Genomic DNA, 14,110 nt, shown 5'->3' with positions numbered 1-14,110 from the left:
TGGGGCATTTTACTAGGGGGAGTCTGTCAAACGGATTCCTCCTGTTTTTTTTGCCGTAAAATAAGGAGCGGAGCCTTTGCAAGGGTATGTTTTTCAACATTTGTTTATGATTCTGATTGTGATACTAAGCTGTATTTTTCTACTTTCAAAGGCCCAAGTTTTTCGCGCTGCCATTTTGCAAAAAGGATCGTCTTTTTGGGGCAAGATTGGCTATATCATATTCTTTGGGGTAATTGGTATCGCTGGAACTCATGCTGGGTTTCAAACTACCTATGCAATTGCCAATACAAGGGCTGTGGCTGTTATTACAGCTGGGCTAATCGGCGGACCTTGGGTTGGCATTGGCTCAGGAATTATTGTAGGTGTGGAGCGCTACTTTTTAGGTGGAATCAGCGCTTCAGCCAGTGCCGCTTCTACGATTATACAAGGAATTATTGCCGGGCTGTTTTATCAGCGATTTAGCAGTATGCATAATCGCTGGCCGGTTGCTTTGGGGCTAGGTTTTTTTCTCGAATCTCTGCATATGCTTATTTTATTGTTTTTCTCTTCTCCTTTCAGTTGGGCCTTGCAACTCGTGCAGACGATTAGCACCTCTATGCTTATTGTGAACCCTTTGGGCATTGCGATGATCATCGCAATTTTAGATACGATTTACGATGAACGGGAAAAAGTGGAGGGGAAAGCCGCCCAGCTTGCCTTGCAAATTGCTGAGAAAACGCTGGTTTTTCTGAAGAAAGGCTTAAATGAAAAAAGTGCTGAGGATACCGTTCTTACGATTTATGAAGTCGTTGGGACGTTAGATGCTGTAGTGATAACGTCGCTAGACCGTGTATTAGCTTTTATCGGCGAGGGAGCGGATCATCATAAAGGCGTCATTCAGACGACGAGTACGATGCAGGTATTAAATCAAGGAAACTATGAATTAGCTGTAAGCAAGGAGGAAATTGGCTGCCAGGATCCTCAATGTGTACTACAATCGAAAATCGTTGTAGCTTTAGTTGAACGAGGAAATATAGTCGGTTCTTTGGGCTTTTACAAAGTAACTCCTGATAGTATATCTCCCTTTGAAATTGAGTTAATTAAAGGGCTGTCGCAACTGATTTCGACGCAATTAGAGGCGAGCCGTGTTGAACTTTATGCGTCCTTACAAGCCGATGCGGAGATTAAAGCGCTACAAACGCAAATTAATCCTCATTTTCTGTTTAATGCTCTAAACACAATCGTCTACTATTGTCGTAGTGAGCCGGAAATCGCCCGTGACCTATTATTGCATTTGGCGGATTTTTATCGCAATAATTTGACTAACGCCGGTGAGTGGGTAGATCTTGAGACTGAGATTCAGCATATTAATGCCTATGTACAGCTTGAATCAGCTCGATTTCGCAACAACTTGCAGATTGTTTATGACTTTCCTGAAACATATCATCGAAAAATTCCGGCTCTTATATTACAACCTCTTGTGGAAAATGCAATTAAACATGGGTTATATCCGAAAAAATCCGGTGGGAATGTGATTGTTTCTGGTCGCAGGACTGCTAAGGGATTTTATATTATTTCAATAAAAGATGATGGTGTTGGAATTCCACGTAGTAAGCTGAATCATTTACTTCTCGCTACGCCGGAAGATGATGAGAAGAAAACAAGTATTGGACTTTTTAATGTTCATCAGCGATTACAAGCGATTTATGGGGCGGATTTTGGATTGAAAATCGAAAGTGAGGCAGGAGAAGGGACTTGCGTTTCGCTTACTTTTCCGGATAAGGAGGACGAGGTATGAATTTGAGGGTTATTGTTGTCGATGATGAATTTCCAGCGCGCGAGGAATTAAAGGCAATTCTTCGCGACATCGGCGCAATTGATATAGTTGGTGAATGTGAAGATGGCGATGAAGTGCTAGACATGGTACAGGAACAAAATCCTGATGTCGTTTTTATGGATATTCAGATGCGGAATAAAGACGGGCTAGTCACTGCTGGCGAAATTCTTGAACTGAATTATCCGCCACGCATTGTTTTCACATCAGGCTTTAATCAATTTGCTGCCAAAGCTTTTGAATTAAATGCTGTCGATTATATTCTTAAGCCTTATTCTTTGGCGCGGGTGCAAAAAAGTGTAGAAAAATTACGACCGCCAGAAACGGTCACGACACGGAAGCCGCTTGTCGTCGAGAATATGGAATTTAGTCAGATTATGCGTTCCAGTCTTTGTGTTTGGGGCAGTGACCGTATGATTATGCTGCGAGCGTCAGAAGTGTTTTTTGCGAAAGCTGATAAATATAGGCAGACTTTACTTGAAACGGAACAAGGACAATTATTCACGAAGATGACACTAAGGGATTTAGAAGGTCTATTCAAAGAGCAAGGCTTTTTACGAATTCATAAGAGTTATTTAGTGAATTTAGCGAAAGTACGGGAAGTCATTCCTTGGTTTAATAATACCTATGTACTTACTTTAGAAAATTGCCGAGAGACGAATATTCCTGTTGCGCGCCATTATATTAAAGAATTTAATCGGGTTATGGGCATTAAGCTGTGAATCTTGTCAGTAAAATCGGGAAGGTTATGTATCTTTTTTGGTATATTGGTGCATTTTTTGCCATGGATTCATTTTTTTTGTTATAATAGATATACTGGTAGTAACCGTTTTGGTCTGCAGGAAGGGGGAGGCATTGTTTAAATGTTTCTTGGGGATCTGAGAACACGAACTATGTCAGCTTCCTGTACACCAATAAGACTTAAAAATAATAGGAGCTTTTATTAAGCTCTATCATAAAATATTTGTGTAAAACGCTTTTTTTATCTTATCGATAAAGGAAGCGTTTTTATTTTTTCTAGTAGATAGCAAAAGTGAATTTAAAGGATGAATCTTACTGCAAAAAAATGAGCTCTTACGTCACGTTTTTGTTATAGTATTGCAGATTTTACTTTGCCTTATTTTTTTTTGCTAAAATAACCATACAGTTTGCAATAATCATACAGTTTGAAGAATTTGAGGAGGGCTAAGAATGAAATCGTTAGAGAATCTTGTAGTGCTTGATTTGACGCGGGTGCTTGCTGGTCCCTATGCATCCATGATGCTTGCTGATTTTGGCGCAGATGTTATTAAAATTGAAGCACCGAACGGTGGGGATGATTCACGGGCTTTTGGTCCCTTTGTCGGCAAAGAAAGCGCTTATTTTATGAGCTTGAACCGCGGCAAACGTTCGATGACCTTAAATCTTAAGGAAGAGAAAGCCAAGGAAATTTTCAAGGAAATGGTTAAGAAGGCCGATGTGGTACTGGAAAACTATCGTCCTGGAACGATGGAAAAATTAGGCCTTGGTTATGATGTACTGAAAGAAATCAATCCGAAAATTATTTATACGGCTTGTTCTGGTTTTGGCCATACAGGTCCTTATAGCAAAAAGCCAGCTTATGATGTAATTGTTCAGGGGATGGGCGGCATTATGAGCATTACTGGTCAAGAAAATGGCGAGCCAACGCGAGTAGGCGCTTCCGTGGGCGATGTCACTGCCGGACTTTTTGCGGCAATCGGTACGTTGACCGCTTTATATACGCGCGAGGTGACGGGCATTGGCCAAAAAGTAGATGTTGCTATGCTTGATTGTCAAGTAGCCATTTTAGAAAATGCGATTTCACGCTACGTTACGTCAGGCGTTGTTCCTGGACCGATCGGCAATAGACATCCTTCGATTACTCCCTTTGAAGGCTTTAAGGCGAAAGATGGTTATGTAATTATTGCTGTTGGCAATGATCGGCTTTGGGCTAAGTTCTGCGAATTGATCGGCAAAACCGAATTGATTGAAGATCCGCGGTTTGTATCGAATTCACAGCGAACCCAAAATCAGAAAGAATTGAAAGCAATTCTTGATACAGTATTTCCTGATAAAACGGTTGATGAGTGGTTGGCGGTTATCGATGCAGCGGGCATTCCCTGCGGTCCGATTAACACAGTCGATCGTGTGTTGAAAGATCCGCAAGTGGCTGCACGCGATATGATCGTTGAAGTAGAGCATCCCATAGCTGGTAAGCTGAAAATGCCAGGTTTGCCGATTAAATTGTCCGAAACACCAGGCTCAGTTGAAATCCCGGCGCCGCTTTTAGGGCAGCATACGAAAGAAATTCTTGCGGCTATGCTAGGTATTTCTAGTGATGAAGTGGACGAATTGAAAGCTAACAACGTACTGTAAACTTCATCAATCCAATCAGTTGTAATTACTTAAAAGTAGTGACTCCAAGTTGAGAGGTGCGCAATGGGAACTATTCATCAAAAGATTGAAGAGCTTGTAACAAAACAGGAAAAAATTGCTCTTGGCGGCGGGAAAAAAAGAATTGATAAGCAGCATGCCAGCGGCAAGCTAACGGCGCGGGAGCGAATTGAAAAACTTTTAGATCCAGGTTCCTTTAATGAATTAGATCAGTTTGTAAAACATCGTTGCACGAATTTTGGCATGGAGCGAGAAGAAGCTCCTGGCGAAGGCGTTGTTACAGGTTATGGAACTGTCAATGGGCGAGTTGTTTACGTGTATGCTCAGGATTTCACGGTAATCGGCGGTTCTCTGGGAGAACAGCATGCAGCCAAAATCACGAAGGTACAGGACCTAGCTTTGAAAATGGGTGCGCCTGTCATTGGACTGAATGATTCTGGTGGGGCTCGTATTCAAGAAGGCGTTGATGCCCTCTCTGGCTTTGGTGATATTTTTTACCGCAATACCTTATCGTCTGGCGTAATTCCTCAGATTTCGGTCATCATGGGACCCTGTGCCGGCGGCGCTGTATATTCGCCAGCTATTACGGATTTTATTTATATGGTTAAAAATACGAGCCAAATGTTTATTACAGGACCGCAAGTCATTAAATCGGTGACAGCGGAAGAAGTGACGGCGGAAGCGTTGGGCGGTGCTATGGCTCATAATGCTGTATCAGGGGTCGCACATTTTGCCGCGGAAAACGATGAGGATTGCATGGAGCAGGTACGGTACTTACTTAGCTTTCTGCCTAGCAATAACCTTGATGAAGCTCCGATTGTGGCGACAGGTGATGATCCGGCAAGAACCGATGAAAGCCTTAACACATTAATGCCTGATAATCCGAATCAACCCTATGACATGTATGATGTGATCAAAAAGATCGCAGATAACGGCGAGTTTTATGAAATACAGTCTCACTTTGCCAAAAATATGATTATTGGTTTTGCTAGATTTGATGGACGCACTGTGGGAATTATTGCGAATCAGCCGACGATGATGGCTGGATGCCTCGATATTAATGCGTCTGATAAAGCAGCCCGCTTTATTCGGTTTTGCGATGCCTTTAATATTCCACTATTGAGCCTTGTCGATGTTCCCGGCTTCTTACCAGGTACGGGGCAAGAACATGGCGGTATTATTCGGCATGGCGCTAAAATGCTCTTTGCTTATTCTGAAGCGACTGTGCCTAAGATTACCGTAATTACGCGTAAAGCCTATGGCGGCGCTTATATTGCAATGTGCTCACGTCATCTTGGCGCTGATCAAGTCATGGCTTGGCCGTCAGCTGAAATTGCTGTTATGGGGCCTGCCGGAGCGGCCAATATCATTTTCCGTAATGATCCTAATGCCAAAGAAAAAACCGATGAGTATGTTAGAGAATTTGCTACGCCTTACAAGGCGGCAGAACGTGGTTATGCTGATCAAGTTATTGTCCCCAGTGAAACACGGCCGCGGATTATTAGTGCCTTAAATGCTTTTAATGCCAAACGGGAATCTCGCCCTGCTAAAAAACACGGCAATATTCCGCTATAAACAAGGGATAAGCTGAATCGGAGGAGGGGTTGAGACGTGGTGTGGATTGGATTATTATGCGTTATTGTGGCTGTCGTTTTTTTCTTGCGCAGCCGCTATAACGAGGATGAAATAGAAGTGCCGACAGTTGCTGTATCTGCCACAGTTGCGGTCGCTGAAGTTCCTGAAATCATTGCGAATTCAGACGAAGCGGATGAGTTGGTAGCCGTGATTGCCGCCGCCATTGCTGAACTAGAGGGAACAAGTGATTTTACGGTACTGAGTGTCTTAGAGCGACATAGCAGCAGATGGCGTACTACAGCCAGACAAGAAGCTGTACACAATTACTTATAAAGCGCGAAACGATATTTCAAGGAGGCAATACCATGGCAAACTATACAATTACCGTGAATGGTAAAACTTATGATGTAACGGTAGCAAAAAATAACGCCACAACAGCAGCAGTCGCTGCTGCTCCAGCCCCAGCTTCTGTTGCGAAAGCGGCCCCAGTAGTTACTGCGACTCCTGCACCGGCAGCACCAGTAGCACCGGCTAAACCAGCGGCAGCGCCAGCAACTGCAGGCGGCAGTCAAGTTACCGCGCCGATGCCTGGTAAAGTGATTACTGTAAAAGTGAGCGTCGGCGATAGTGTAACAAAGGGACAGGAACTTTTGATACTCGAAGCCATGAAAATGCACAATCCGGTTATGGCGCCTTGCGACGGCGTCGTAAAATCAATTAGTGCGAAAGATGGCGATCCAGTGCAGGCTGGTACGCCGCTCTTAGTAATTGGCTAAGCTGAATCGAAGTGAAGTGCTAGCTCAAGAAGACAAGGAGGAAACAAGTTGGACATTTATACCTATGCGGGATTTTCCTATGGTTTAACTGCCGCACTTTCTTTTGCGACAGTAGGATTAATCCTAATTATTAATAAAGCCATATCAAAGTTAGGTGGTATGAATAGTGACTGAAATTATCCATAATCTATTTCCTGGTATTTTTTCTTTCTTTGTGCAAGATCCGTCGGTTGTTTATGCGCGACTTTTTCTGATTCTATTTGGTTTTGTATTAGCTTATTTAGGATTTAAACGAACTTTAGAGCCATTAATTATGGTTCCTATGGGAATTGGCATGATTGCGATCAATACAGGTGTTCTATTTATGCAAAATGGCGGGATTGGCAATATTTTCCTTGACCCGCTTGTAGCTAAACCTGACGACTTAATGAATATTATGCAAATTAACTTTTTACAGCCAATCTATAACTTGACTTTTAGTAATGGCCTTATTGCTTGTATTGTCTTTTTTGGGATTGGGGCCATGTGTGATATCGGTTTTGTTTTAGCGCGGCCTTGGGCTAGTATTGTTGTAGCCATTTTTGCCGAAGCGGGAACGTTTGCTACTTTGGTAATCGGCTATAAGCTAGGTCTACCAATTGGCGAGGCGGCGGCTGTGGGAACTATTGGCGGCGCTGATGGTCCCATGGTGCTATTTACCTCGTTGATGTTGGCGCCGAATCTGTTTGTTCCGATTTCGATCATTGCGTACTTGTATCTAAGCTTAACCTATGCGGGTTATCCTTATATCATTAAGCTGATGATTCCGAAGAAATATCGCGGAATTGAGATGAAGGTGCAACATTCAGAGGTACCTAAAAGCCAAAAGTTTATCTTTACTGTGATTATGTGCGGCGTACTTTGCTTATTGCTGCCAGTGGCAGCACCGCTGATTATGTCCTTTTTCCTCGGTGTAGCGATTAAGGAAGCGGAGATTGAGCCATACCAAAAGTTGTTAGATAATACGCTTCTCTATAGTGCGACGTTGTTCCTAGGTTTGCTACTTGGCGTGTTGTGTGACGCCAAAACCATTATGGATCCGAAAGTTGGCATTTTAATTGTTCTCGGTATTTTAGCTCTGGCGATTTCTGCCGTTGGCGGTATTATCGGCGGCTGGGTTGTTTATTGGTTTACCAAGGGTAAATTTAATCCGACAGTTGGGATTGCAGGTGTATCGTGTGTGCCAAGTACAGCAAAGCTCGCCCAATATGCGGCCATGGAAGCAAATCCTTATGCTATGATTTTGCCAGTTGCCTTAGGGGCAAATATCAGTGGCGTTATTGTGAGTGCCATTGCTACTGGGGTATTTGTTTCAACAGCGCATTTTGTGAAGTAAAATCAGTACGGGTTTATAAGGTTCTCCCGGCGGTAATGCTTGTGGTTATTTGGTTATCCATAGTGCATTACCGCCTAAGTAAGTGTATAAATGAATAACCAAATTTATAAAAATGGAGGAATTATCATGGCAATTTATGGTGTAGCGCTGCTTTCGTTTTGCTACTTTGTCGGAGTTTGGTTTGGCGATGTTCTAGGCGCTTTGCTTGGCGTAAAAGCAAATGTCGGCGGCGTTGGTTTTGCAATGTTTTTATTGATTATTCTCACGCAAAAACTAATGAAGGCCGGAAAACTTTCCAAGCCGGCGCAAGATGGGATTGCTTTTTGGAATGCCATGTATATCCCTATTGTTGTAGCCATGACGGCACAACAAAATGTATTGGCAGCTCTCAAAGGCGGGCCTCTGGCACTCGCTGCTGGAACGCTTTCAGTTGCTGTAGCTTTCTTGTTTGTACCTCTATTGAGTAAAATAGGCAAAGCGAAAAAGTAAGTTAAAAATAAGAATGGCTAGGAGGGATCGTTCATGGATTTGGGAAAAATGGTTTACGATGTGTTTGTTAGCAATGGCTTAGTAATGTCTTTTATGATTGTTGGTATCGTTACGTATCTTTCTTATTTAATTTCAGATAAGCTTACGAATAAACGGATTCATGGTTCGGCTATCGCTATTATTTTTGGTTTAATACTAGCTTATTGGGGCGGCACAGTGACTGGCGGCTCGAAGGGGATCGCTGATCTTAAGATTTTTTCTGGTATTGGCTTAATGGGCGGCGCCATGCTGCGTGATTATGCGATTGCATCGACTGCTTTTGGCGCGGATCTAAGCGAAATGAAAAAAACCGGCGTGGCTGGTGTTCTGTCGCTTTTCTTAGGAATTATTTCGGCCTATATTGTTGGCGTACTGCTTGCTTTGGCTTTTGGTTATAATGACACGGTAAGCCTAGCTACAATCGGTGCTGGGGCCGTTACTTTTATTGTTGGACCGGTTACTGGTGCGGCAATTGGTGCAAGCTCACCGGTTATTGCAATTAGTATTGCTGCGGGCGTTGTTAAATCAATTCTTGTTATGGTGCTTACACCTACAGTGGCTAAATTTATTGGTTTGAATAATCCGCAGTCTGCTATGGTTTATGGCGGTTTGATGGGCACGACTAGCGGTACGGCTGCTGGCCTAGCCGCTACCGATCCTAAGCTTGTTCCTTATGGCGCAATGACGGCTACTTTCTACACGGGACTTGGCTGCTTGTTATGTCCGTCAATTTTATTCTTAGCGACTAAAGCAATTTTTGGTTAAATCTGAGTTGTAAAATTGCAATAGTTACAGAAAATCCCGCAACGAGTCAGTCGACTGGTTTGCGGGATTTTTTAGGTTAATCAATTTGCAGTTGCTTAATTTTACGCCATAAGGTGGAGCGGCTAATTCCGAGAAGCTTAGCAGCAGCGCCTTGTTTTCCCTTGCTTAAGAGTAAGGCTTGGCGGATTTGTTCGACTTCGTTGGATTTGATAAGACTTTCAGTTTTTGCCGTTTCCTCATGGTCAAGAAAGCGATGAATTGTAGCGGCATCGATGGTTTCTTGCTTATGGACGGCAATAATGCGTTGCATAACATTTTGCAATTCTCGAATATTGCCTGGCCAGCTATACGCGGCTAACGCCTGCAGTGCTGATGGCAGCAATTTGAGGCGATGCTTGTACAACTGATTGGGCTGGTTCGTAAGAAAAAATTCAGCTAGGAGTGAAATGTCTTTCTCTCGCTGTCTTAGCGGCGGTAAATGAAGTTGTAGAACATTCAAACGGTAATATAAATCGGCGCGAAATTGTTTTTGTTCGACAAGATCCCAAAGGTTTTTATTAGAGGCTGCAATAATGCGAACATCGATAGGAATTACATTGCTGCTACCGACGCGTCGTATCTTTTTTTCCTGCAATACCCGCAGGAGTTTTCCCTGGGTAATATAATCCATCTCACTGATTTCATCCAAAAAAATAGTTCCTTTGTGAGCTACTTCAAATAGTCCTGGTTTTCCTTGCGCGTTTGCGCCGGTAAAGGCGCCGCCCACATAGCCGAACAATTCGCTTTCGAGAATTTGGCTTGGCAGTGCGGCGCAATTAATAGCGATAAACGGTTCGCTGCGGCGGTAGCTATAATTATGGATGCTTTGAGCAAATACCTCTTTACCTGTACCTGTTTCGCCTAAAATAAGAATAGAAAAATCGGTGATGGCAAAGTCTTTAGCCGTAAGAATCGCCTGCTGAATAGATAGACTACGGCCAATAATCGTTTCAAAATGAGATGTTGCCTCGTGAGTTTCTACATAGAGTCGTTTTCTGACTGTGGCTTCCATTTGTTGAATTTGTGTTACATCCTGAAAGGTAACGACAGCGCCGACAGCTTGGTGATTGACTAAAATTGATACTTTATTGCATAAGACATCGCGCCCGTTTATTGTAGTAATGTGGCTTAGATCATCATTTTTTTGACGAATCATTTTTCCTAGATTTAAACTTGGCCATAGGTCATTAATTTTTTTACCAAGCGCATTTGCAGCTTTGACGCCTGTTAGCTGCTCGGCAAAAGGATTAAAGAAGGTGATTGTTTCTGCAGCATCTACGGCAAGAATACCTTCATAAGCGTAAGTTAGCAGAGCGCGTAATATGTTTGATTTTTCTTTTTCTAAATTTTTGGCTGCAGCGATGCGTTTGGCTTCTAAGCAGGACTGAATGATGCTTTCTCTGCCACTTTCAATCAGAATGGCCGGTTTTTGCTGCTTTTTTGCTGCCAGAATCGTAATGAAACCGCCGATCACTACCTTAGCGCCAGCAGCAAAAGCCTGCCTGACGCGATCGTCTGCTTCTGTTTCATTGTTGAGTTGGTAGCAGCGCAGATCGATTCCTAAACTATCTCCTAAGAGGTTAGCTCCGTGGAGCAGTGAAGGAAAAGAAACTATAGCAATTTCCTTGCCATAGTTTTTAGCTTTCTCCAAGGCGCGAACAAGATCAAAAGCGGTAATGGGGATTTCAACAATTGTAACAGGAAGCTTGGCCTCAGTGATGGCGGCAGCAGTACCGCCGCGGGTAATGAGGATCTCACAGCCGTTTTCAATCAGTTCAGATGTTATCTTAACGCCTTTACTGAGTAAGCCTTCCGCAACTTCCATAGCGAAGTTTTGTTCATCACGAATCTGCAATGCTGTGTGAAACATTGTTTGATCAAGGGCTAAAAAGGCGATTTGTTTCATTTAAATCCTCCGTAAGACAAAATAGAACATTTCGTTTCAATTATAAAACGAATAGATACTGTAATCAATGGAATGATTCGATCGAGCCTGATTTTATCAGGCTTTTTGTTTTGGCATACTTTGTGCTTAATATAAATAATGTTGCCTTAGAAAAGATAGGATACAGAGAAAAAAAGGAGGGATGACAAAAGTCTATCTACGAGATAAGGAACAGGTTTTACATGTTAGGAGGAGTAAAATGAAGACCAAAGCAGGTCGCGGACTACTTGTATTACTAATTGGTGCAATGATTTGGTTTTTACCTGTTCCGGCAGGTTTAAAAGTCGAAGCTTGGCATCTGTTCGCTATTTTTGTAACGACCATTCTCGGGTTTATTGCTCAGCCTTTGCCCATTGGGTCTATTGCTTTTTTGAGTATTACTTTTTCAGCCTTATCGGGAATTTTAAAACCGGCAGAAGCGTTGTCCGGATTTGGTAATGGTACGATTTGGCTGATTGTATCGGCCTTTTTGTTTGCAAAAGGGATTATTAAGACAGGGCTTGGTAAGCGAATTGCTTATGTACTGATTCGCTGGTTGGGAGATAGTACGCTGAAACTTGGCTACACAATTGCTTTGAGCGATTTTATTATGAGTCCGGCAACACCTTCCAATACAGCGCGGACAGGCGGAATCTTATTTCCTATTGTAAAAAGTCTGTCAAGCGCCTTTGGATCAGAACCAGGTGAGTCATCGCGTCGCGTTGGCGCTTATTTGATGCAAACGGCCTACCAAGCCAATACGATTACTTCCGCTATGTTTATGACAGCGATGGCCGGGAACCCCTTAATTGCCCTGTTGGCGGCAAAAACGTTGCAAATTAATTTAAGCTGGAGTATGTGGGCTTTGGCTGCTATTGTTCCTGGGCTGCTGTCATTGCTCATTGTGCCTTATTTTCTTTATAAGGTTTTCCCGCCCCAAATAACGAAAACGCCAGAAGCAAAAGAAATCGCTAAACAAGAATTAATGAATATGGGCCCCATGTCGCTTGGCGAAAAAATTGTTGCCGCTGTCTTTTTACTTTCTTTGGTGCTGTGGAGTACATCGCAATATAATCATATCGATGCAACGATAGTGGCGATGTTGGCCGTATCTATTATGCTTGTGACGAAAGTGCTTGAGTGGAAAGATGTGTTAGAGGAAAAAGGCGCTTGGGATACCTTAGTTTGGATGGGGGCGCTCATTGGTCTGGCGGACGCCTTAACAAAGCTCGGATTTATTCCTTGGTTTGCCAAGGAAGTCAGTGCCAGTTTGAACGGCGTTTCCTGGGAACTGGCATTGGTAGTGCTGCTTGTTGCCTATACCTATGCTCATTATGGTTTTGCTAGCTTGGTTGCCCATATAACCGCTATGTATGCAGCCTTCGCATCAGTTGCTGTTGCTGCCGGTGCGCCTGTTTATCTCGTGGCTTTAGCGCTAGCATTTATGTCTAATTTGTGTATGTCTTTAACCCATTATGCTGCAGGGCCTGCACCGATTTACTTTGGCTCCGGCTATGTAGACCAGGGGACTTGGTGGAAGCTTGGGTTTATGGTTTCGGTTGTCAATCTGGTGTTATGGCTTGGCGTCGGCGGGATGTGGTGGAAGGTTCTGGGGCTCTGGTAAGATCAGGTTATATTTATTTTAAGGAGGATTATTATGCACGCAATTGAAAAACTATTAGCGAAAAAAGCCGGAAAGGATTCGGTCGTTACTGGCGAGATCGTAAATTGTACGGTTGATATTGCTGGAATTAATGATTTATATTTGCAGACCGTAAGATCTTTTTATGAGATGGGCGGTGAACAAGTCAAGGCGCCGGAAAATGTCGTTATGTTCCTGGATCATTATGCACCGCCGTCCACAATTATTCAGGCTGACAATCAAAAGCAGTTCCGCGAGTTTTGCCGTAAACAGGGCATTGAAATGCTTATGGACATTAATGAAGGCGTCTGTCATCAGGTTTTAGCTGATAAGGGTTTATCTCATCCTGGCGAAATTGTAGTTGTAACAGATTCCCATACGACTACGCACGGCGCTTTTGGGGCTTTCGGTACTGGAGTTGGCGCTACTGATTTGGCAACCATTTTAGTTACAGGGAAATTGTGGTTTCGCGTACCGGAAATTATTCGCATTCACCTAACTGGTGAGATTGCTAGTGGTGTGTATGCGAAAGATATTATTCTTCATGTTATCGGTTTGTTGGGAGCGGATTATGGTGTTTACAAAGCCGTTGAATTTACTGGGCCTGTCATCGCAAAACTTAGTATTTCAGAGCGAATGGCCTTATGTAATATGACTACAGAAATGGGAGCAAAAGCATGCTACATCCAGCCTGATGCAGTTACTAAGGCATTCTTGGAGGAAAAAGTTACTAGACCTTATGAGATTTATTATACAGATCCAGATTATCAGTATGCCGAAGAACTTGAATTTGATGTTTCTGTCATTGGTCCCAAATTGGCAGCGCCATCAAGTGTTGATAATGTAGATGATTTGAAGAAGTTTATTGGAACGCCGGTTGACCAGGCTTATCTGGGATCGTGTACAGGCGGGCGGGTGGAAGATTTAGCTGTAGCCGCCAAGATTCTTAAGGGCAAGCATATCCATCTGCAAACACGTTTTGTTGTTGTTCCAGCTTCGAAAGCTGTTCTTTTGGAAGCAATGGAAAAAGGCTATGTGCAGACTCTGATTGAAGCAGGCGCAACGTTTGTGACTCCTGGTTGTGCTGCTTGCTTGGGAACGCATGAAGGAATGCTTACAGCTGGCGAAACTTGCATTACTTCAACCAATCGGAACTTTCCCGGCCGAATGGGTCATACTAAAGCCTCGATTTATTTAGGATCTCCCGCAGCTGTTGCTGCTGCTGCCTTAGAAGGGAAAATTGCTGATCCAGTTCCATATCTTGCGTAGGGGGGAAAAC

General features: G+C 43.2%; 13 protein-coding genes. 12 read left to right on the top strand and 1 reads right to left on the bottom strand.

The window, feature by feature from the left end:
* Positions 1–76: 76 nt before the first annotated feature.
* The 10 genes from AC0NJP_RS11005 (at position 77) to madM (ending at position 9,226) form a co-directional block, all read left to right on the top strand.
* Positions 77–1,777, top strand: coding sequence for a LytS/YhcK type 5TM receptor domain-containing protein (locus tag AC0NJP_RS11005; protein WP_474699805.1), 1,701 nt, complete (start codon positions 77–79; stop codon positions 1,775–1,777).
* Positions 1,774–2,535 carry a LytR/AlgR family response regulator transcription factor gene (locus AC0NJP_RS11000; protein ID WP_474699804.1) on the top strand — a complete coding sequence of 254 codons (762 nt, stop codon included), beginning with the start codon at positions 1,774–1,776 and terminating at the stop codon, positions 2,533–2,535. Before AC0NJP_RS11005 ends, AC0NJP_RS11000 begins: the two co-directional genes overlap by 4 nt.
* Positions 2,536–3,004: 469 nt before the next feature.
* Entirely contained in the window at positions 3,005–4,189 is a 1,185-nt protein-coding gene (locus AC0NJP_RS10995; protein WP_474699803.1) for a CaiB/BaiF CoA transferase family protein, read from the top strand.
* A gap of 63 nt (positions 4,190–4,252) precedes the next feature.
* Positions 4,253–5,782, top strand: a complete 1,530-nt coding sequence (gene mmdA, locus AC0NJP_RS10990) for a methylmalonyl-CoA decarboxylase subunit alpha (protein ID WP_474699802.1) — start codon at positions 4,253–4,255, stop codon at positions 5,780–5,782.
* A gap of 36 nt (positions 5,783–5,818) precedes the next feature.
* Positions 5,819–6,115 (top strand): hypothetical protein, encoded by a 297-nt coding sequence (locus tag AC0NJP_RS10985; protein ID WP_474699801.1) that lies wholly within the window; start codon positions 5,819–5,821, stop codon positions 6,113–6,115.
* A 32-nt stretch (positions 6,116–6,147) separates the two neighbouring features.
* Entirely contained in the window at positions 6,148–6,558 is a 411-nt protein-coding gene (locus AC0NJP_RS10980) for an acyl-CoA carboxylase biotin carboxyl carrier protein subunit (protein ID WP_474699800.1), read from the top strand.
* A gap of 48 nt (positions 6,559–6,606) precedes the next feature.
* Positions 6,607–6,732, top strand: coding sequence for a hypothetical protein (locus AC0NJP_RS10975; RefSeq protein ID WP_474699799.1), 126 nt, complete (start codon positions 6,607–6,609; stop codon positions 6,730–6,732).
* On the top strand, positions 6,725–7,933 hold the full coding sequence (gene madB, locus AC0NJP_RS10970) for a Na+-transporting malonate decarboxylase, carboxybiotin decarboxylase subunit (RefSeq protein WP_474699798.1): 1,209 nt from the start codon (positions 6,725–6,727) through the stop codon (positions 7,931–7,933). Before AC0NJP_RS10975 ends, madB begins: the two co-directional genes overlap by 8 nt.
* Positions 7,934–8,059: 126 nt before the next feature.
* Positions 8,060–8,422 (top strand): malonate transporter subunit MadL, encoded by a 363-nt coding sequence (gene madL, locus AC0NJP_RS10965; protein WP_474699797.1) that lies wholly within the window; start codon positions 8,060–8,062, stop codon positions 8,420–8,422.
* 33 nt (positions 8,423–8,455) lie between these two features.
* Entirely contained in the window at positions 8,456–9,226 is a 771-nt protein-coding gene (gene madM / locus AC0NJP_RS10960) for a malonate transporter subunit MadM (RefSeq protein WP_474699796.1), read from the top strand.
* Between the two features lie 76 nt (positions 9,227–9,302).
* Here the strand turns inward: madM and AC0NJP_RS10955 are convergent, their stop codons facing one another.
* On the bottom strand, positions 9,303–11,171 hold the full coding sequence (locus AC0NJP_RS10955; RefSeq protein WP_474699795.1) for a sigma 54-interacting transcriptional regulator: 1,869 nt from the start codon (positions 11,169–11,171) through the stop codon (positions 9,303–9,305).
* Between the two features lie 238 nt (positions 11,172–11,409).
* On the opposite strand from AC0NJP_RS10955, the gene AC0NJP_RS10950 reads away from it, so the two are divergent.
* Both AC0NJP_RS10950 and AC0NJP_RS10945 read left to right on the top strand, forming a co-directional pair.
* Positions 11,410–12,813: an anion permease gene (locus AC0NJP_RS10950; RefSeq protein WP_474699794.1), complete on the top strand. Its 1,404-nt coding sequence runs from the start codon at positions 11,410–11,412 to the stop codon at positions 12,811–12,813.
* Positions 12,814–12,846: 33 nt separating this feature from the next.
* Positions 12,847–14,100 carry a 3-isopropylmalate dehydratase large subunit gene (locus tag AC0NJP_RS10945; RefSeq protein WP_474699793.1) on the top strand — a complete coding sequence of 418 codons (1,254 nt, stop codon included), beginning with the start codon at positions 12,847–12,849 and terminating at the stop codon, positions 14,098–14,100.
* Positions 14,101–14,110: the final 10 nt, after the last annotated feature.

The sequence above is a fragment of the Pelorhabdus sp. sgz311002 genome, from assembly GCF_056134285.1.
The sequence above is the reverse complement of the archived record's forward strand: the minus strand, read 5'-3'. Positions and strand labels throughout refer to the sequence as shown.